14 protein-coding genes and 2 tRNA genes are annotated in these 20,092 nt (G+C 60.7%); 9 read left to right on the top strand and 7 right to left on the bottom strand.

The features are described 5' to 3' along the window. Positions 1 to 144: 144 nt before the first annotated feature. On the top strand, positions 145 to 1,467 hold the full coding sequence (locus HHJ06_RS09455; RefSeq protein WP_215429089.1) for a UDP-glucose dehydrogenase family protein: 1,323 nt from the start codon (positions 145 to 147) through the stop codon (positions 1,465 to 1,467). A gap of 112 nt (positions 1,468 to 1,579) precedes the next feature. On the opposite strand, the gene HHJ06_RS09460 is transcribed toward HHJ06_RS09455, so the two are convergent. The 4 genes from HHJ06_RS09460 to HHJ06_RS09475 form a co-directional block, all read right to left on the bottom strand. Further along, positions 1,580 to 2,560 (bottom strand): Amuc_1434 family mucin 2-degrading aspartic protease, encoded by a 981-nt coding sequence (locus HHJ06_RS09460; protein WP_215429090.1) that lies wholly within the window; start codon positions 2,558 to 2,560, stop codon positions 1,580 to 1,582. A gap of 534 nt (positions 2,561 to 3,094) precedes the next feature. Next, a tRNA-Pro gene (locus HHJ06_RS09465) sits at positions 3,095 to 3,171 on the bottom strand. A 39-nt stretch (positions 3,172 to 3,210) separates the two neighbouring features. Then, positions 3,211 to 3,286: transfer RNA gene (locus tag HHJ06_RS09470), tRNA-Phe, on the bottom strand. 134 nt (positions 3,287 to 3,420) lie between these two features. Beyond that, positions 3,421 to 4,311: a hypothetical protein gene (locus HHJ06_RS09475; protein ID WP_215429091.1), complete on the bottom strand. Its 891-nt coding sequence runs from the start codon at positions 4,309 to 4,311 to the stop codon at positions 3,421 to 3,423. A 135-nt stretch (positions 4,312 to 4,446) separates the two neighbouring features. Here HHJ06_RS09475 and HHJ06_RS09480 point away from each other — a divergent pair, with 135 nt between their 5' ends. Together HHJ06_RS09480 and tilS are read left to right on the top strand one after the other, a co-directional pair. Then, entirely contained in the window at positions 4,447 to 4,722 is a 276-nt protein-coding gene (locus HHJ06_RS09480; protein WP_102714660.1) for a type B 50S ribosomal protein L31, read from the top strand. 103 nt (positions 4,723 to 4,825) lie between these two features. Continuing rightward, the gene (tilS, locus tag HHJ06_RS09485) at positions 4,826 to 5,833 is read left to right on the top strand and encodes a tRNA lysidine(34) synthetase TilS (protein ID WP_215429093.1); all 1,008 of its coding nucleotides are present in this window, start codon (positions 4,826 to 4,828) and stop codon (positions 5,831 to 5,833) included. On the opposite strand, the gene HHJ06_RS09490 is transcribed toward tilS, so the two are convergent. Then, a complete protein-coding gene (locus HHJ06_RS09490) occupies positions 5,787 to 6,878 on the bottom strand; it encodes a phosphate acyltransferase (RefSeq protein WP_215429095.1) in 1,092 nt (363 codons plus the stop codon). The genes tilS and HHJ06_RS09490 overlap by 47 nt on opposite strands. Positions 6,879 to 7,019: 141 nt before the next feature. Here HHJ06_RS09490 and HHJ06_RS09495 point away from each other — a divergent pair, with 141 nt between their 5' ends. Then, positions 7,020 to 7,829 carry a histidinol-phosphatase gene (locus HHJ06_RS09495; RefSeq protein WP_215429097.1) on the top strand — a complete coding sequence of 270 codons (810 nt, stop codon included), beginning with the start codon at positions 7,020 to 7,022 and terminating at the stop codon, positions 7,827 to 7,829. A gap of 137 nt (positions 7,830 to 7,966) precedes the next feature. On the opposite strand, the gene HHJ06_RS09500 is transcribed toward HHJ06_RS09495, so the two are convergent. After that, positions 7,967 to 8,746, bottom strand: coding sequence for a hypothetical protein (locus HHJ06_RS09500; RefSeq protein WP_215429099.1), 780 nt, complete (start codon positions 8,744 to 8,746; stop codon positions 7,967 to 7,969). A gap of 285 nt (positions 8,747 to 9,031) precedes the next feature. On the opposite strand from HHJ06_RS09500, the gene HHJ06_RS09505 reads away from it, so the two are divergent. From HHJ06_RS09505 to HHJ06_RS09525, 5 genes are all read left to right on the top strand, one after another. Then, entirely contained in the window at positions 9,032 to 9,922 is an 891-nt protein-coding gene (locus HHJ06_RS09505; RefSeq protein WP_215429101.1) for a hypothetical protein, read from the top strand. A gap of 35 nt (positions 9,923 to 9,957) precedes the next feature. After that, on the top strand, positions 9,958 to 12,510 hold the full coding sequence (locus tag HHJ06_RS09510) for an MFS transporter (RefSeq protein WP_215429103.1): 2,553 nt from the start codon (positions 9,958 to 9,960) through the stop codon (positions 12,508 to 12,510). A gap of 34 nt (positions 12,511 to 12,544) precedes the next feature. Further along, positions 12,545 to 13,726, top strand: a complete 1,182-nt coding sequence (locus tag HHJ06_RS09515) for a hypothetical protein (RefSeq protein ID WP_215429105.1) — start codon at positions 12,545 to 12,547, stop codon at positions 13,724 to 13,726. Positions 13,727 to 13,840: 114 nt separating this feature from the next. Continuing rightward, complete coding sequence (gene mfd / locus HHJ06_RS09520) at positions 13,841 to 17,017, top strand: transcription-repair coupling factor (RefSeq protein WP_215429107.1); 3,177 nt, start codon at positions 13,841 to 13,843, stop codon at positions 17,015 to 17,017. Positions 17,018 to 17,081: 64 nt separating this feature from the next. Further along, on the top strand, positions 17,082 to 19,028 hold the full coding sequence (locus HHJ06_RS09525) for a glycoside hydrolase family 97 protein (RefSeq protein ID WP_215429109.1): 1,947 nt from the start codon (positions 17,082 to 17,084) through the stop codon (positions 19,026 to 19,028). Positions 19,029 to 19,090: 62 nt separating this feature from the next. On the opposite strand, the gene HHJ06_RS09530 is transcribed toward HHJ06_RS09525, so the two are convergent. Then, the gene (locus HHJ06_RS09530) at positions 19,091 to 20,068 is read right to left on the bottom strand and encodes a hypothetical protein (protein ID WP_215429111.1); all 978 of its coding nucleotides are present in this window, start codon (positions 20,066 to 20,068) and stop codon (positions 19,091 to 19,093) included. Positions 20,069 to 20,092 lie beyond the last annotated feature (24 nt).

Below are 20,092 nucleotides of genomic sequence, written 5' to 3' on the forward strand. Positions count from 1 at the left end.
TTATATCACACGGAAGAGAGGCGCTCAATCAGGAACTTTTTATTTTGACAGAAAAAATCCTCTCCCCATTATGCTTGAACATCAGCCTCGCAGCCCCTATCCTTTAAGGCAACCGATTTTTTACCATATATTTGCACTGACACCATGAATTTAACGATCATCGGCAGTGGCTACGTGGGGCTTACCACGGGCACCTGTTTTGCGGAAATGGGCCACCACGTCATCTGCGTGGACAATAATACAGAAAAAATACGCACCCTCCAATCCGGGTCCATTCCCATTTACGAGCCCAAGCTGGAAGAACTCGTGAAAAAAAACGTGGCCGTGGGACGGCTGGAATTTTCCCCCTCCATTGCGGATTCCATCGCGGAAAGTGAAGTCATCTTCATTGCCGTGCCCACCCCTCCCAATACGGACGGCTCCGTGGACCTGACCTACATTGAAAAAGTGGCGCGGGAAATAGCCCAGGTGCTGAAACCGGAAATGGGTTACAAGGTCATTGTGGACAAATCCACCGTTCCGGTTAAAACCGGGGAAAAAGTGCGCCAGACCATCAAGCGCTATGCAGGCCCCGGCGTGGAATTCGACATCGTCTCCAACCCGGAATTCCTGAGGGAAGGCTGCGCGGTGGATGACCTGCTGCACCCGGACCGCATCGTCATCGGCGCCAACTCGGAACGCGCCATGAACGTCATCAAACGCGTTTACCAGCCCATCCTGGCCCCCATTCTGGAAACGGACGTCAACTCCGCGGAACTCATCAAGCACGCGGCCAACTCCTTCCTGGCCCTGAAAATCTCCTACATCAACGCCGTCGCCAAAGTCTGTGAAAAAACGGGCGCGGACGTGGAGCTGGTGGCGGAAGGCATCGGCATGGACAAGCGCATTTCCCGCCACTTCCTCAATGCGGGCCTGGGATACGGCGGCTCCTGCTTCCCGAAGGACGTCAAGGCTTTCATCAACATCAGCCGCACGCTGGGCATCCCCTTCACCCTGCTGGAGGAGGTGGAACACATCAACAACACCCAGCACATCCACTTCCTGGACCAGATACGGGAACGCCTGTGGGTGCTCAAGGATAAAAAAATTGCCGTCTGGGGCCTGGCGTTCAAGCAGAACACGGACGACATCCGGGAATCCATTGCCCTGAAACTCTGTGAAAAACTCCGCAAGGAGGGAGCGGTAGTCACCGCCACGGACCCCAAAGCCATGCACACCGCCGCCCCCATCCTGGAACCGCTGGGCGTCACACTGGTGGAAGACATGTATGAATGCGCCCGGGACGCGGAAGTGCTGATCATCGCCACGGAATGGAGCGAATACGCCAATGCGGACCTCCAGAAGCTGGCGGACGTCATGCGCAACCGCATCATCTTTGACGGAAGGAACATCCTTTCCCCGGCCAACATCAAAGCCATGGGCTTTGAATACCACTCCGTGGGGCGCCCCTCCATTGAAGAGGCATAATAACGCCGCCCGGGCATGATCCCGGTTCTACGCAGCATCCTTGCAAAAAGGCCCCCGGAGCGCTGAATGCTCCGGGAGCCTTTGTCATGTATTCGCTAATCCTGTTGGCCGATCAAAAATCAAACTGCAATCCCGCCCGCAGGTAAAAACCGGGATCGTAATGGTACTTCTCCAGTTCATGGCTCCCGTTGCTGGTCTTGATGGTGCCGGAGTTCCCGAAGGAAAAGCCCACGTCCGTCACGATGCGGGGATGCACGCTCCCCCAGCGGCCCAGCCCTATCTCCGCGCCTACGCCGGCCACGCCGGAAATCCACTCAAACTGGCGGACGCGGCGGTCATGGTGAATCGTCCAGGTACCGGAAACCACGGAAACGAACGGCCCCCACGTCAGGCCTTCGCTCACTTTATTGATGTAGGAAAGGCGTGCGCCTTCCAGCTGGAGTATCCAGTTGCGCGTTGCTTTCCACTCGAACTGGATAAGAGGCAGGAGCGGGTAATCCCCCAGCTGCGGATAACACCCGATGCCGATACCGTAACTGAACCGGTCGTTCAGAGGCCCCGCAAGGAGAGCATGCCCGCCAAAGAAGATATTATGGCTTGTCCAGGTATCGAAATCCGTGGAAATCTGCGGCGTCACGCCGAAAACCAGGCGGGTCTTCCCCGTAAGCTTGTAGGAGGCAGTCGCATTCAGCCAGACCGTGTACAGCTGGTCCACATCCATCACATCCGCGCCCTTTCCGTTGAACCAGCTCAGGCGCAGGGCCGTCGTGGCGGAAAAGCCCCAGGAACCGCTGGACATCCGGCAAAGATTCAGGTCCGTCATCCAGTTCTGCACGTTCACGCTCCCATGACCGTTTCTGGAATCCATGGGGCCGAGCAGTTCAAAATAGGACTGCGTGGGAAAAATGGGCTTGGAAGCGGTCTCCCCTACCGGAGCGGGAGAGCTGTTGTACCCTCCGGAATAGGCTTCCGCATAATAGCCGGTATCATAACCGTCTGAGGAATCGGAATCCGGATAAGGCTGGGTATTCGCTTGGGCGATCACGGCCACACCGGCCGCAAGAGAGAGACTCGACAAAAATCGAAGGGACATGCCGGGAAAGTATACATACGCTCACACGCGGTCAATCAAAAGATATACAGATGACCAATTAATTGCTACCGCGCCCGAACAGAACCGCAACCAACATCATCACGAGTACAAGAAGCAAGTACCACCGGGCCGCCTTGCTGCTCCGCACGCACGCACCCGCACAAACAAGAGACACGACAAAACAAACCGCCGCCGCCAAAAGCACCACCCGCGCCAGCATGGGAAAATCCAGCGCCCCTGCCCCCGCCGCAAGAAGCGTCCCTACCACATACCCGCCAAACGACCACCTCAACCCCGCCAGCCAGGAAAAAGCTGATGTCTTCTGCCGACTCTCACTCACGCATCTACTGTGCCCTGCATCCCTCGAATTTCAAGCTGAAAGGCCACCCCGCATACTTCAAACTTTTCAACTTATTCTCCCATAATAAATTAAAACAATTCTTCCATTCATTTCCTGTTGATTAGGAATAGAGAACATTTCCGCATGCAATCCTCAAAAAATCCAATAATTTTTGAGTCTCCAAGCTTTATTAATGGTCGGGAAGACAGGATTCGAACCTGCGACATCCTGCTCCCAAAGCAGGCGCTCCACCAGGCTGAGCTACTTCCCGTATAAAAAGGAGGGGGGTTAAAAAATTGGGAGAAAAAAATGGTGGCTCGGGACGGGATCGAACCGCCGACACGGGGATTTTCAATCCCCTGCTCTACCGACTGAGCTACCGAGCCACTTGCTTGCACGCAGAACGTGGTTGCGGGGCAGAATCTAGCACCGCCTTTCCGGTATTGCAACCACAAAATATCATTTTTCCAATTTTCCTGCGTTTTACCGTGGCCGGCAGCAGGAAGTTCTTCCCGGTCAATCAGGAGGAAGCCTGGGCCAGAATGCCGCTCAGCACCAGCGGGAAGATCAGCGCCACCCAGGAGAGGGTGTACAGCATGAGGGGAGGCATGTTTCTCTTCAACCTGTCCAGCACGAACATGAATACTCCCGCCATGGCCAGGCCGTAATAGATCCACGCATCCCCGGTGTATTCCCGCGCGGCCGCGGCCAGGCAGAAGACCACGTAAATGACAATCACTCCCATCCAGACCAGGGATACCATGTCCCGGGCGGCGGATTCCTGCTCCTCTTCATCATCTTCTTCTATCCACCTCCTCCGGCTGAACATGCTCAGCATGACCAGGGCCACCAGATACCAGGTGGGCGTGGATAACTGGCCGCTCCACCCTCCGCCCATGGTGCCGTAAAAGTAGGCAGGGATTCCGGCGCCGGTGGCAAAGGAGACGGAGGCAAAGAATGACCCCATGACAAACGCGGAAGACAGGATTCCCTTTTTGTGCGGATTAGTGGAGAAGTACAGGAACAGCAAACTGCAAATACCCGGCAGCAGGGCGAATTGGAAGATGACCACGCCCAGCTGGAAGAACATGATCCACAGTCCCGTGATGGCGGCCACCACAATGAGGAGGGAGATGACGAAACAGTGTTTTTTGGCAAACAGCAGGCATTCGTCAGAGTACACCGCGGGTCCTCCCCGGAATACCTTCATGACCCGGTCCAGCATGTTGACGCACCAGACGGCCACAAATAGAAACTGGTACAGCCAGGGAGAGGAGACTACCACCAGATGGGACTGGCTGACGGCAAAAGCCCACGCAATGGCTGCAGAAGGAATCTCCAGTCCCATCAGGGAAAACCACGCCCACCAGGGGGGTCTCTTCAGCACCTGCTCCATTTTCCGTTCCATCATCCCCATAACCGCTCTCCGGGCAAGTCCGTCCACCGTCATTCACAGACTTCCGCATTTTTATGCGGGGATGCTTGACATGCAATAAAACGCGCCTATACTGGTGCTCCCCTTGCGTCGGAAACGCAATACATCACCATGAAGAAAGATATTCATCCCCAGTACAATCCGGTGGTCTTCGTTGACATTACCACCGGACGCCGCTTCATCACCCATTCCACGGTTCGTTCCCCCAAGACGGAAGTTATTGACGGGGTTGAACATTTTGTGGTTTCCTGCGGTATCACCTCCGATTCCCACCCGTTCTTCACCGGCAAGAACCAGTTTGTGGACACTGAAGGCCGCATTGACAAGTTCCAGAAGCGCTTCGGCTCCGTCCGGCGCAGCGGCGGCAAGCCCAAGCTCAACAAGTAAGGCTTGTTCCAACAGTTTTCCAACCCCGTTTCCTTTCCGGAAAACGGGGTTTTTTATTTGCAGGCTTCTCTTTATTCCTTTTTCCTGCTTCACTGGCGGCGGCATGATGTTGACACCGGACCATTTTGACAGCCAGTCTGCGGAGCTTCTGCGTTCCGGGCGCCCCGTCCTCGCCGGCATCAGCGGCGGGCGGGATTCCATGGCTCTTCTTTCCCTCTTGTCCGGCATGCAGGGGTGCAATTTGATTGCCTGCCACGTGCACCACGGCTTGCGTCCGGAGGCGGAGGAGGAGGCGCAGTTCGTGCGCCAGTATGCTTCCTCCCTGGGGATTCCCTGCGTGTGGGAGCGGGCGGACGTCCGCGCCATGGCCCGCGCCGGGGGCATGTCCGTTGAAGAAGCGGCCCGCCACGCACGGCAGGCACTGTTCCTGAAGTGGTCCGCAGCCCATCCGGGCGCGCTCGTAGCGCTGGCCCACCACCGGAACGACCAGCAGGAGACAGCCCTCCTTCACCTGTGCCGCGGCGCTTCCGGCATTCACGGCATGTCTCCCGTTTCCACGTGGGCCAACGGGCTGACCGTCGTCCGGCCCTTGCTGGGTGTTTCCCGGGAGGAGATCACCGCGTACCTGGCCCATCACCGCATTCCGTGGAGGGAGGACGCCAGCAACCAGTCCACGGAGTACACCAGGAATGCCCTGCGCCATGAGATCATCCCCAGGCTGGATACCCTGTTCCGGCGGGATACCAGCCTTTCCTTTTCACGCGCCTGCCGGGTGGAGAACCAAATCCGCACGGCGCTTTCCCAGGCCCTGGATTCCATGAACCTGACGGACCCGCAGGGACGCCTGTTCCTGCCTAAGGTGAACCGGCTCCCCGCGGAGCTGAGGCAATGCGCCGTCCATGATTACCTGCGCCGCCGGAATGTTCCCAATCTGACGGAGGATGCGGTGCTCCGGGTGATGAATATCCTGGATACGGACGGCCCTTCCCGCACTTCCCTGCCCGGAGGCAAGCTGGCCGTGCGCAAGGAGAAACGCCTGCTGGTGAAGGACGCGCCGCGCCCCATCAATAAAGGGGAGCAACCCCCTGCGGATACAGCAGGTGGAATTTGATGGCTTCATTCCCCACTACCAGCGCGGTGCCGAACATCCGGTCTTCATCCGTCAACCGCGGAAGCTGGGCGATCGGGAAGAGCAGCCCGCCCAGAATGAGGCCGTAGTTGTACACGGAGGGCATCATGCAGATCAGTTTTTTGGAGATGTCCGCCGCATCCAGGGTCGGGAAGACCCACACGTCACTGGGCTGGAGCATGGAGTTGCGGTGCACGCGCACGCTGTAGGAGTCCGGCGACAGGGCGGCGTCAATCTGGATTTCCCCTTCCACGGAGATTTCATTGTTCAGGCATTCTTTCTGCACCATGCTCCGGGCCAGCGCGGTAGCGGCCCTGGTGCGGTCCGCGGCCAGTTCCGGCACGGAGCCGTCCGTGGACGCGCTCAGCATGGCGACACGGACGCTTTTGCCGAGCATGTGCCGGGCCATTTTAGCCGTTTCCACGGCAAAGTAGGCCATGTTTTCCACCGTGGGGTCAGGCGTCACGCCCGTATCCGCCAGGAAATAGATGCCGCGGCCGCCGAATTTTCTGGCAAATTCGGGAACCAGCACAATGGAGATGGCAAAGAGGGGCTTGGTGGGAACGGGGTCCTGCCGGTATTTGTTCACGGCGCGGAAGACGGAGGCCACCCTTTTCATGTTCCCGGCCACAATGGCGTCCGCCTGGCCGTAAAGGACCATCATGGCGGCGAAGTGGACCGGCTCGGCGACGATTTCACGCGTGTTCATGGGCAGCCCGTTGCCGAACATTTGCTCCGCGCGTTCATAGCGGTCGCAGAACATTTGAAGGTCGGAGCTTTTTTCCGGTTCAATGATGCGGACGAATTTCAGGGAAATTCCGTTCATTTCCGCCATTCTGCGGATGACTTCCTTGCGGCCCAGCAGAATGGGCACGCCGGCCTTTTCCGCCACGAAGCGCTCAGACACGCGCAGCACGCGCACGTCCTCCCCTTCCGGAAAAACAATGCGCTTGGGATGACGCTTCAGGTTGTCCAGGAGCGGTCCTGTGAAATCATTCAGCGGGGAAAAGCCTTGCCAGTCACTCATATGTCACGTGTCCTATTCAACGCGACTCTAAAAAATCCTGTCCATAAAATCAACCCATAAAGTCAAAGACGGCAAATAATCGGCAAATACGTCCTCCGGATTGAACCGGCCGCCCCGCCGTGCTAACATGGGCTTTCCCCCATGTACTGCGATTACCATACCCATACCCCCCTGTGCCTGCACGCCTCCGGCACCCCGCAGGAATATGTGCAGTCAGCCGTGCGCGCCGGACTGCGGGAGTACGGCATTTCAGACCACGCCCCCATGCCCAGCGAGCCTTTTGACGACTGGCGCATGAAGCAGGCGGACATGCCGGCTTACCTGGACTGGCTTGCGGAGGCCCGGGAACTCGCCGCACCGCACGGCCTGACGGTCCGCACCGCGCTGGAATGCGACTGGTTCCCCGGCATTGAGCCATGGATAGAGCATTTGCGGAGCCTGCACGGGTGGGATTACCTGATCGGCTCCGTCCATTACCTGGGGGAGAAGGAGGAGTTTGACAATCCCTACAAGATGGATTTCTGGAACCGGACGGCCGTGGAGGACGCCTGGACGCAGTACTGGGAACGCTACCGGGACATGGCAGCCTCCGGCCTGTTCCAGATCATGGGCCATGCGGACCTGATCAAGAAATTCGGGTTCCGTCCTGCCGGAGACCTGCGCCCTTATTATGAACCTGCGCTGGAAGCCATCCGGGAATCCGGCGCATGCCTGGAACTTAATACCGCCGGCTGGCGCAACAAGTGCGCCGAGCAGTATCCGGACGCGCAGTTCCTGAACATGGCGGCGGAGATGGGCATTCCCCTTACCATCAGTTCAGATGCCCACAAGCCGGAGGATGTGGGCCGGGATTTTGAGCAGGCCGCGGAACTGGCCCGCCAGGCCGGATTCCGCCACCTGGCCACCTTTAACGCAGGCCGCATGGAGCTGTTCCCCCTGCCTGGGGCCTGACCTTCCCCGTTGCAGGAAAGAAGGCTTTTCCGCAGTCCGCCGCATCACCTCCCGGAACAGCCGCAGGCTTGCCGCCCGTGCCGGAAACCGCCCGCAGGCTGCCGGAAGAAAAGAGGAGGAGTCCCGGCAAACAGCCACTACCCCACGCGCATGTTGGGCTTGGTGGGGATGGGAACGGGACGCGGCGGAACGGGGTAAGGCCTGGGCGGACGGGGAGGAAGGGGCCGGATAATCACGGGAGGGGGAGGATAGTTCCACGTCCTGATGATCGGGGGGACGATGATGCGCTCCGTTCTCGGCTGGCTGGCTACGTCCCGCACTTCCCCCTGCAGCTGGGAGACCTGCTTGTTCAGGTCCGCAATTTTTTTCTGGGTTCCGTCTTTCAGGGCCAGGTACTTCTTTTCCAGGTCCTGCCAGTATTGTTCCGCGGTTTCCCTTTTTTTGCGGATGGCGCTTACCTGGTCCTGATACGCTCCGGCCCTTGCGCGGAAGACGCGGGATTCCTCCGGCAGCCCCACACGGTCCGCTTCCAGGGCATTCCATTGCAGGGCCATGACTTCCGCTTCCACCTTGGTGAGTTCACCCATCAGTAAAAACATGCGGGCGATGTCCTCCCCTTCCAGATAGCGGGGGTGGCGTTCCGCCTCAGACAGGGATTCCCGGATTTTCCTGGCTTCCTCATCTGCCGCCTTCCTGGCCTCTTCCGCCTTCTTTTTCCGCGCCGCATCCTCCAGGCGCCGCTGGCCCAGCCTGGCCTCCACCTCTTCCGGCGTCATCTTATAGTCCTTTTGCTGGTCGTCCGTCAGTTCCTTGTACGGGACCTTGGCTACGCCGTCCGTGTACTGGACGCTGACAAAGTCATCCCCGGAGGATACCACGCTGGCATCCTTAAGCACCCTTCCGGACCTCAGGGTCATGTCTTCCGCCAGAGCGGCGGGCAACAGGACGCACAACAGTAAAAAACAGGTTCCATGCTTCATTTGATTCTCCCCTTCTACGTTGGTAAGAGGCGCAGGGGAAGGAATTTATTCAAAAAAAATAGGACCAGAGGTTAATTCTGGCGCAGCGGCCCGCTTTTCGTTAGCATTACGCGAATCCTTTATATTCGTATGAGTCTTTATTCTTCATCCTGGAGCCCCCTACCCTCTCTTCCCGATCCGGAAGGTTTCGCCGGCATGTATGCAGGAACCCACGGAGAAACAATGATTTGTGCCGGAGGCACCAATTTTCCGGATAAACCCATGCTTGAAGGCGGCTCCAAAACGTGGACGGACCGCATTTTTACGCTGGCGCCAGGGGCCGCAGCCTGGACGGAGGCCGGAACGCTCCCCTTTCCCTATGCTTACGGAGCCTCCGCCAGCATGGAAGAGGGGCTGCTCTGCATCGGCGGGTGTGACAAGTCACGCCACCGGAAAGACGTTTACCTGCTGCGCGCGGCAAACAGCGCGGTGACCGCAACTTCCTTCCCCTCCCTCCCCATTGCCCTGGCTTATACGGCCGCCGCCGTTCTGGACGGAAAGGTTTACCTGACGGGAGGCTGTGAACGCCCGGGGGAACAGGACTGCACCAACCGGCTGTTCATGCTGGACGCGCGCCAACCGGACCGGGGCTGGCAGGAGCTGGCCCCCCTGCCGGGCCGCGGCCGCTTCCTGCACCAGATGGCCGCAGTGGACGGAGTTCTTTACGTGCTGGGCGGCATCGGCCTGAAGGAGCAGGACGGCAAACAGGCCAGGGAACTGCTGGCGGAAGCCTGGAGCTTCACCCCGGAACACGGCTGGTCCCGCCTGCCGGAGATGCCTTACGCCATTGCAGCAGCCCCCACTCCGGCCCCGGCTTCCCGGTCCGGGGTGATTTACCTGCTTGGCGGGGACGACGGCTCCGGGAAAAAGTACACCCCGCAAACCAATCCCGGTTTCAACAACCAGTCCCTGTGCTTGGATACGGCTTCCATGACCTGGCACGACGGCGGTCCCATCGCGGCTCCCAGGGCGGTACTTCCGTGCTGTGCGTGGCAGGGCGGTTTTGCCGCCGTAAACGGGGAACTTAAACCCGGCAGGCGTTCCCATGAAGTGTGGGGAATCACCCTTTCCTGATTTTTCCTCCCATCCCAAACAATATTTCCCAGCATATGCACCTCTCACGTCACCTTACCCGATTCTCCAGGGCCTGGGGCTCCGCTCTCGCCGCCCTGGTGCTGATTGCCGCCCCCGCCGCGAATGCCTCTTTTTCCGTGGAAGTCCAGCCCGCCGGAACCATTCCGGACCTGCCGGACCCGGTAGGCCGCGCCGGCATGGTTGCAGGAACCGTTACGGAGGATGACGGCACCCAGTCCATCATTGCCGCGGGCGGGGCCAACTTCCCCCATGCCGCGCCGGGCGCCGCCACTCCGGAGGAACGCGGCCCCAAGGTATATTACCAGGATATTTTCAAACTCCGCAACGGCCAATGGAGCAAGGCCGGAACACTCCCTGTTCCGCTGGGTTATGCCGCCTTCGGCAGTATTGGCAAGGGGCTGGCGGCAGCCGGCGGCCATAACGCGGAAGGCATCCTGACGGACGCCCTGCTGATCAAGGCGGACGGTTCCGTGGAGAAGCTGCCTCCCCTCCCCGTTCCCATCACGGAAGCCGCCTGCGCCTTCCACGGGAACAAGCTGTTCGTCATCGGCGGACGGGACGCGGAACAGCCGGAAGCGGCGCTCAACACCATTTACATGCTGGATACCACGCCGGATACGGCCAAAATGAAGTGGCAGCAGCTGCCGCCCTTCCACGGACCGGGCCGCATTCTTTCCACCGCCGCCATTTGTGACGGCACGCTGTTCATCGCGGGCGGCTGCACCCTTTCCAAAGACGCCTCCGGAGAAATCGCCAGAACGTACCTTTCCGACCTGATTGATTACAACATGACGTCCAACAATTCCTCCGAGTGGGGCGCCATGAGCAAGCAGCCGCTCGCCGGGCCGGGAACGCCCGTGGCCGCCGCCGCAGGACCGGCCCCGGTGCGTGAAAACGCCATCCTCCTGATCGGCGGGGACAAGCGCGGCAACGCGCCGGACGCGTCCAAACCCGTGGTCCAGTCCAGGGACATCCTGGCCTATGACGTCATCAAGAACACCTGGACGCATGAGGGGGAATGGCCCGTCGGCATCGCCACGGCGCCCGCCATCGTCAAGGGGACAGAAATCATGACCATCAGCGGGGAGACCGCTCCGGGGGTGCGGACCGCCGTGAACGCCTCCGCCACTGCGGGCTACCATTTTGAAATGAGCATGGTGGATTACGCCGTCCTCATCCTGACCGTGATCGTGATGGCCATCATCATCGTCTCCGCCATGCGCCACGGCGTTAAAAACGTCTCCGCCGTCACGGACCCGAACACCAGGCCCGGCCTGTGGGCCTGGGTGGCCGTGATCGTCCTGTGGTTCGTGGTGATGCTGAATTACTTTGACCGCCAGCTTCTCTCCGCCCTGCATGAACCCATCGTCCGGGACATCCCGCAGACGGAGGCCCAGTTCGGCATGGTTACCTCCGTCTTCCTGCTGATTTACGCCCTGCTCAGCCCCGTGGGGGGCTTTCTGGCGGACCGTTACAGCCGCCGCCTGATGATCCTGTGCTCCCTTGTGGTCTGGTCCGTGGTCACGTGGTGGACCGGCCACGCGGAGGATTACACGTCCCTGCTCATTGCGCGCGGCGCCATGGGCATCAGTGAGGCCTTTTACATTCCCGCCGCCCTGGCCCTGATTACGGACTACCACCGGGGCAGCACGCGCTCCATCGCCACGGGCCTGCACATGAGCGGCATTTACGTGGGCATGGCCGTAGCGGGCTTCGGCGCCACCATGGCGTCATGGACGGGCTGGCGCATGACCTTCGCCCTGTTCGGCCTGATCGGCGTGGCGTACGCCATCGTCCTCATCCTGTTCCTGAAAGACCCCGGCAGGGCCCCGGCGGATACGGCCCTGGCGCGGAAGCCCTCCAAGCCGGAGGAAAAGACCGTGCTGATCAATGTGGACAATGACGAGCAGGCCATCAAGGAACCCGCCTCCAGTCTTTCCACCGGAGCCGTCCTCTCCAGCCTGTTGAGCGGCCGCCCCATGTGGATGCTCCTGGCCGTGGTGGCGTTTGCAGGCGCCGGCAACTGGTTCCTGCTCACCTGGTACCCCACCCTGCTGCAGGATAAATACCAGCTTTCCTCCGCGGAGGCCGGCCCCGCCGCCACCCTGTGGAGCTCCGTAGCCAAGTACGTGGCCGTGCTGGGCGGCGCCATCCTGGCGGACATGTGGTACAAGCGCAACAAGCGCGCCCGCGCCCTGGTGCCCGGCATCACCTTCACCATCTCCGGCCCGCTGGTGGTGCTGGCGCTGCTGCCCGGCATCTTCGGCTGGGACATTGCGGTACCCCTCGTGCTCATGCTGGGGCTGGTCGCTACGCAGGGGCTGGCGCAAGGATCGCTGGACGCCACCCTCATGCCTGTGCTACGCTCCCATATTGACGAGCGGTATTCCGCAACCGGCTACGGCCTCCTGAACCTCACGTCCGCGGGTGTGGGCGCCCTCATCTCCTTCTTCGGGGGATGGTTCAAGGACCAGGGCGTTCCGCTGACCACCACGCTGGCGGCGTCAGGCTGCCTGATGCTGTTCTGCGGCCTGCTGCTCCTGACGCTTCCGCGCCCCCAGCGCTGACAGCTTCAATTCTCCCTACCCCCCACCCCGCCTGATGAAGAATACCGCACGCCTCTGCCTGGTGACGGGAGCCCTGTGCTCCCTCTCCCTCCTTTCCACGGCCCAGGGCCGCACCTGGACCAGCGTCCAGGGAAAAAGCCTGGAAGCCGAGTTCGTCAAGCTGGACGGCCAGAAAGCCGTGCTGAAACGTTCCGGCGGCCAGACCGTCTCCATCCCCCTGGCCCAGCTTTCCCAAGGAGACCGGGATTTCATTGCGGAACAGGGAAAGGGAAGCTCCTCCGCCAATCCCGCGGACAATTACCACCTGCCGTGGCCCCGGACCGTCAAATGCCCGGACAATTTCAAGGTGGAAACCATCAAGGAGGAAAAAGGGGAGTATATTTATGAAACGCCCCATTTCCGCTTTATTTGCGACGCCCGGCTGGGCGCGGGCATGATCAAGCGGCTGGGGCTTCTGTTTGAAGCCACCCACTTGGCGAACAAGTCCCTGCCCATCGGCAACATTCCTCCGCACGACGATTCCGCCAAATTCCCCGCCTACCTGTACGAGAAATTCAGCACGTACCTGGAGAACGGCGGGCGTGAAGGCACGGCAGGCATTTTCCTGGGGACCACGCGCCCCGGAGACCGCGGCAAAATCCTGGTTCCGTTTGATTCCCTGGGCGTCAAGACCATGGGGAGCACGTACATCATTGACCGTGACAAGGATTCCTCCACCCTCATCCATGAACTGACGCACCAGCTCATGTCCCCGCAGGCCAAGCAGGCAAGCTGGTTCTGTGAAGGTTCCGCGGAATACATGGGGATGACCCCGTATTCCGGAGGCCGTTTCAACTTCGGGGCCAACCGCTCCCACATCGTCGCCCGCGTGACGGAATACGGCAAGAAAAACACCGGGGGCCGCGCCCTGGGGGACGATTTTGAAGCGCCCGGCCTGGAGGCGTACATGAACATGCCTTATGACCAGTTCACGGGGGAGAACGCCAACCTGCATTACGGGCTGGCCGCCCTGATGGCGTATTATTTTTACCACATGGACGGCAAGGGGGACGGCCAGCGCATCAAGAATTACATGAAGGCCATCCAGTCCGGCGCCAGGGAGAAGGAAGCGCAGAAACTCCTCCTGGACGGCCGCAGCTATGCGGAGCTGGCCAAGGAGATTGAACAGAAATGGCGCAAGGCGGGCATTAAAATCCGCTTCCGCATCTCTTCCTGAGCCGCGCTCCGTGTGCCCCGTCCGGAATGATGCGGACAGTCTGTGCCCTGAAAAACCGTTGACATGGCAGGGAAAGGCGGCACACTCCCTGACAGCAGGGGTTATCAGACAAGCATGGCAGAAGACGCTTCCATATCCGCCCTGATGGACAGGGTGGCCCGGACCGCACCCTTCCACCGGGAGCTGGCCAAACTGGGCACGGAGGAACAGGCGGTTTTCGACCACACTTCCCTGCCGGGCGTCCCGTTTGTGGCGGCCCTGTGCATCCGCGCCATTCCGGAAACCGCCCGCGCCTGGGTGGTAACGCCCCATCTGAGGGCGCAGGAATCCATCGCTGCGCAGTTGGAAACCTGGGGAGTCAGGAACATCCTGTTCGTCCCGGAAAAAGAAGTGGCGCTTGGGGAGGAAGTAGGCGATCCGGAACTTGCCGCAGAACGTCTGAATGTCCTTCACCGCATTGCTTCCGGAAGCCTGGGCAAGCAGACCATCGTGGTGGCGGAAGGCAGCCTGAATGACGAGGTTCCCTCCGTCAACGGCATGCAGAACCAGGGGATGACCCTGAAAACGGGAGAAACTCATGCCCCCGACGAGTTGATCAAGCTGTTTACGGAGGCAGGCTTTGAAGGAGTTCCGCAGGTCATTTCCCGCGGGCAGTGGTCGCGCCGCGGCGGCATTCTGGACATTTTTCCGCTCCAGTCCTCCCACCCCGTGCGCCTGGAGTTTTTTGACGACGAGATTGAATCCATCCGGGAATTCGACGTAGATTCCCAGATTTCCTTCCGGAAGGTGGAGCACGTCAACCTGGTGCTGACGGAGGCGGCGGGCGTGGAAACCCTCCGGGACTGGATCAAACCGGGAGACGTAGTAATCACCGCCCCCTTCTGCAAGGAGCGCGGGAACGCCTGCATCCTCACTGCCCCGCCGGAGAACGCGGAGGGGGAGGAGGATTTTTCCCTGGCCATCCATGAGAACCCCCTGGGCAGCTTTGACGCCGGGGACTTCGTGATGCAGGAGATGCGCCGGGAGCTGGCGGAACGCCAGATCCGCGAGTGGCTGGACCGGAAGTGGAACGTCAGCATGTTCTTTCCCAATGAAGGGGAGGAGGAGCGCTTCCGGGACATCTGCGCCGGAACGCCCGCGCTGCTTTCCATCACGGCCCTGCGCGGGGACCTGCCCGCGGGCTTCAGCATTCCGGGTGCAAAAACGGCCGTGCTTTCTTCCTCGGAATTGTTCGGCAGGTACCAGTCCGCCACCGCGCGCCGCCGCGCCAGCCGGGAAGACAAGGCGCGCAAGGCCCGTGCGCAGGCCTCCCTGAAGGACATCAACCCCGGGGACCTGGTGGTACACACCAGCTACGGCATCGGCAAGTTCATCAATATTTCCACCTCCCCGGATTCCGGAGACGAGGAAATGAACATCCTCTACCGGGATAATACCATCCTGCACGTTCCCCTCAGCCAGGCGCACCTGGTTTCACGTTACATCGGCCTGGGGAGCAAGACGCCGGAACTCAACAAGCTGGGGGACGCCAAATGGCAGCGCGCCAAAAAGTCCGCGGAACGCTCCGTGGCGGATTACGCCGCCCAGCTCCTGAACGTGCAGGCGGAACGCCAGACGGGGAAAGGCTACAGCCACCCGCCGGACAGCAAATGGATGTGGGAGTTTGAAAGCTCCTTCCCCTTCCGGGAGACGCAGGACCAGCTCCGCGCCATCGCCCAGACGAAGGCGGACATGGAAGGCCCGCGCCCCATGGACCGCCTGATCTGCGGGGACGTGGGCTTCGGCAAGACGGAGGTGGCCATCCGCGCCGCCTTCAAGTGCGTGACGGGCGGACGCCAGGTGGCCGTGCTGGTGCCCACCACCGTGCTGGCGGAACAGCATTTCCGGACGTTCAAGTCACGCATGAGCGAATATCCCGTGCGGATTGAAATGCTCAGCCGCTTCAGCAGCGCGGCGGACGTCCGCTCCACGCTGGAAGGGCTGAGGACGGGGGCCGTGGACATCGTCATCGGCACGCACCGCCTTATTTCGGACGACGTCTCCATCAAGAACCTGGGCCTGGTGGTGATTGACGAGGAACAGCGCTTCGGCGTCAGGCACAAGGAAAAGTTCAAGGAACGCTTCAAGGGGATAGACGTGCTTACGCTTTCCGCCACGCCCATTCCACGCACACTGTACATTGCCCTGATGGGCGCGCGGGACATGAGTTCCATTGAGACGCCGCCCGTCAACCGCCAGCCCGTGCAGACGAGCGTATGCCCCTATGACGAGCGCATCATGAAGAAGGCCATGGAGCGTGAACTGGAACGCGGCGGCCAGATTTTCCTGCTGCACAACCGGGTCAAGACCATCGAACTGTTCCGGGACCGCATCCAGGCCCTGGTTCCCAAGGCCCGCATTGTCATCGGCCACGGGCAGATGCCCAAGGACGAGCTGGAAAAGGTCATGCGCACCTTTGTGAACGGTGATGCGGACATCCTGCTGGCGACCACCATCATTGAATCCGGCATCGACATCCCGAACGCCAACACCATCATCATTGACCGCGCGGACCGCTTCGGCCTGGCGGACCTGTACCAGCTCCGCGGCCGCGTGGGCCGCGCCGGGCACCGCGCCTACGCGTACCTCATGCTCCCCCGGTCCGCCGCCACCACGGGAGACGCCCGCAAGCGCGTCTCCGCCATCAAGCAGTACACGGAGCTGGGTTCCGGCTTCAAGATAGCCATGCGGGACCTGGAAATCCGCGGCGCGGGCAACCTGCTGGGCACCCAGCAGAGCGGCCACATCGCCGCCATCGGCTTTGACCTGTACTGCCAGCTTCTCCAGCAGTCCATCTCCCACATGCAGGGCAAGCACATGGCCCCGCGGCCGGATGCGGCCCTGAGAACGGATTTCATCGTGAACAGCGAGACGCAGTTCGCCGCCAAATCCCGCAAGGATTATCTGGGAGCCTTCCTGCCCCGGGAGTATATCAGCGACGCCGCCCTGCGCATCGCCGCGTACAAGGACCTGGCGGCCGTCCGCACCCTGAAAGAAGCGGACGCCCTGCTCCGCGCGTGGGAAGACCGCTTCGGGCCTGCACCGGAAACGGTGCATCATCTGCTGGATTCCCACAAAATCAAGATACTGGCCTCCAAGGCCAACATCTCCATGGTGGAGATCAGCGGCCAGCGCCTGATGCTGACCAGGAACGGGGATTTCATCCTGCTGTCCAACAAGTTCCCGCGGCTGGCAAGCGCCAGTCCCGCAGACAAGCTCCGGGAGGCGCTGGAAATGCTGAAGAACATTTAACAGGGGTCCGCTTTTTCCTCCGGACGCTTTCCTTGTAATGAACCGGCGTGCCGGGACGTATTCCATGAAAGGAGACGTTATGAAGAACCTGATCATCCTCAGCAGCATTGCCGTACTGGCCGCATCCGGAACCGTGCGGGCGGGGGAACCCTCCGCCGCCATGGCATCCCCGGACGGCCTGCTCACCTGGAACCTGGCGGCCCGGGACGGAAAGGCCGGACATTCCCTGAATAAAAAGGGCCGGGTTGTTCTGGAGCCTTCCGCGCTCGGCATCGTGGTGGACGGCGCCGGCGTTGCGGACGGCATCACTGGATGGAGCGTGGAAAAGGTGCGGGAAAACGTTCGCGAGACCTTTGAAACGCGCGGCAAGTATCCGACCGCCTCCGTCAATTTTAACGAGTACGTGGCTTCCGGGGACAATTCCGCCCTGCGCCTCCGCGCCCGCGTCTTCAATAACGGGGTGGCCTTCCGCTATGAATGGACGGAGGACATGAAGAAAAAGCCCTCGCTCCACATCGGGGAGGAAAAAACTTCCTTCACGCTCCCGGAGCAGGCCGTCCTGTGGACCCAGGACGCCTCCTCCGCCCTGGGCCCCTGCGAGGGGGTATGGTCCCCGGCCAGAATAGCAGATTTCAAGAAAGACCCCGGCAATCCCCGCAGCCATATCCGCACCATGCCGGTTACGGCGGAACTGCCGGGCGGAGGATTCGCCCTGGTCCAGGAAGCCGCCAACTTCAACAGGCAGTGGAGCGGCATTAAATTCTCCCTTGAGGACGGCTCCTGCCGGGCCGTGCATTTCCAGAACCCGAGCGGCTTTGCCGTCCCTTCTTCCGTGGAGATGCCCTGGCGGGTCATTCTGGTGAATGACGATCTCAACGGCTTGGTCCGGAACGACATTATCCCCTCCCTGGCTCCGGAACCGGACAAAAATCTTTTCCCGGAAGGGGCCAAAACGTCCTGGATCAAGCCGGGCCGCTCCACCTGGACCTGGTGGGACCGGGGAAAAGTCCTTGAAGACGACCAGTACGCGTTTGTGGATATGGCCTCCGGCTTCGGCTGGGAATACCACCTGGTGGATGAAGGATGGAAGAAATGGGGAAAGACCCTCCCGGAAAGCATGGAGAAGATCGCCCGGCTGGTCCGCTACGCCGCGGATAAGAAGGTAGGCATCTGGGTATGGGTGCGCTGGTCCGACGTCAACGATCCCGCCAACAACTGGGAAAGCATGCGCAGCTTTTTCAGCGCCCTTGCCAAAACGGGCATCAGGGGAATCAAGATAGACTTTATGGATTCCGCCTCACAGGAACGCCTGGCTTTTTATGACGCCGTGGCGGAAAACCTGGCGAAGAACAAGCTCATGGTCAACTTCCACGGAGCCAATACCCCCACCGGGGAGGAACGCTCCTGGCCGCATGAAATGAGCCGGGAGGGCATTTACGGAGGGGAACAGAACATCTGGGCGGCCATCGGCGGCCGGCACTACTGCGCGCTGCCCTTCACGCGCCTCGTTTCCGGGCATGCCGACTTCACGGGCGGCTACTTCGGCCACGGGGAAAAATTGCGCGGCTCCTCCTGGCCCCTCCAGATAGCGGCCAACATCATATACACGTCCCCCATTCTGCACTGGGTTTCCAGCCCAGAGGACATGGAAGCGGCCTTTCCGCAGGGCTCCCCGGAACGCGAGGCCGTTCGGAATATTCCCTCCGTGTGGGATGAAACCATCGTCCTGCCGCCGTCCGCCATCGGGGAATGCGCCGCCTTCGCCCGGCGCTCCGGGGACCAGTGGTACATCGCCCTGATGAACGGGGACGGACAGGAACGCACGGTCTCCATCCCCCTGAAGTTCCTGGACAGGAATACGGCGTACCGGGCCACCATCCTCCGCGACCTGCCTGAAAGGAACGACGGCTGGAAGGTGGAAACAGGGGAATTTTCTTCCAAAGACACCCTCCCCTTCACCATGCGAGTGAAGGGCGGCGGCATGGCGCGCCTGGTTCCCGCAGGCAGGTAATATTCCCTGCCGCCGGAACGGCAACTCCCGTCATCCGTAAACCACGTGGAAGCGGAAAAAGGTCAGCTCCTGACGGGTTCCCCGGCTGCTTCCTCCCTGGTGCTCCACGCCGGGAGCCACTGAACGTCCCGGAGGCGGTAGCCGCGCTTCACCAGTTCCCGGTGCAGGCCGGGGAGGTGGGCCGCCCCGTAGAAAATGCCTATTTTGTGCACGTCCCCGCCGCCCCACTGGTCAAACACTTCCATGCACTTGGCATTCCGCCCTTCCAGAATCACGGTATTCTCCAGGTCATCCGGGGCATTGGCAAAAATGCGCATCAGTTCATTTTTCAGCCCCTTTTTATTTCCGGAAAGCAAATCCAGCATCATGCCGAATTGGTTAGGCTGGTAGGCGCCGGGCTTCTCCACCAGGGAAGACAAAAAGGATTTAAACATCAGCCCGGCAAAGCTTTCCCCCCTCCTGGCCTGCGCCAGCCGGAATTCCTCCAGCGTCATGTCCGCATGGACAAAACGGGGCGCGGAATAGTCAATGCCCTGGTACTGGGTCTGCAAGCCCACCGCGTCACTCAATTTTTGATAGGCGCTGCCCAGCAATCCCAGCAGGAAGGATTTTTCCTCCTCAGCGCTTTTTCTCCTCCATTCCACAATCCGGTTCCATTCACGCGCCTCTTCCAGCGTCAGGCCGCCCAGCGGCTTGCTGCGGTCCAGCTTGCTGCGCAGTTCCTGTTCCCGCTGGAGCCCCTCCCCGCCGATCATTTCAAACAGCACCACATCATACCCACTGAACAGCTTGTTCAGGCGCGCATAGTAGGCCGCCTCCGCCACATGGATGGCTCCGATGAGCGCCACTTCCCTGCCTTCCCCATTCACATAGGAAGCTACGGGCGTGGACAGGCTCTGCCGGTCGCGGGAGGATGTTTCCAGAAGCATGTACTTTCCGGGGTACGCTCCCTGCTCCTCTTTCTCCGCAACGGGGGAGTGCGCCGCAGGCACGGGAGAGCACCACAGAAAAACAGCCGGAAGGCAACACAGCATCTTCATACATGTTCAGCCTAGCCGGAGCCG

Source organism: Akkermansia muciniphila (assembly GCF_018709685.1).
GTDB classification, from domain to species: domain Bacteria; phylum Verrucomicrobiota; class Verrucomicrobiia; order Verrucomicrobiales; family Akkermansiaceae; genus Akkermansia; species Akkermansia muciniphila_E.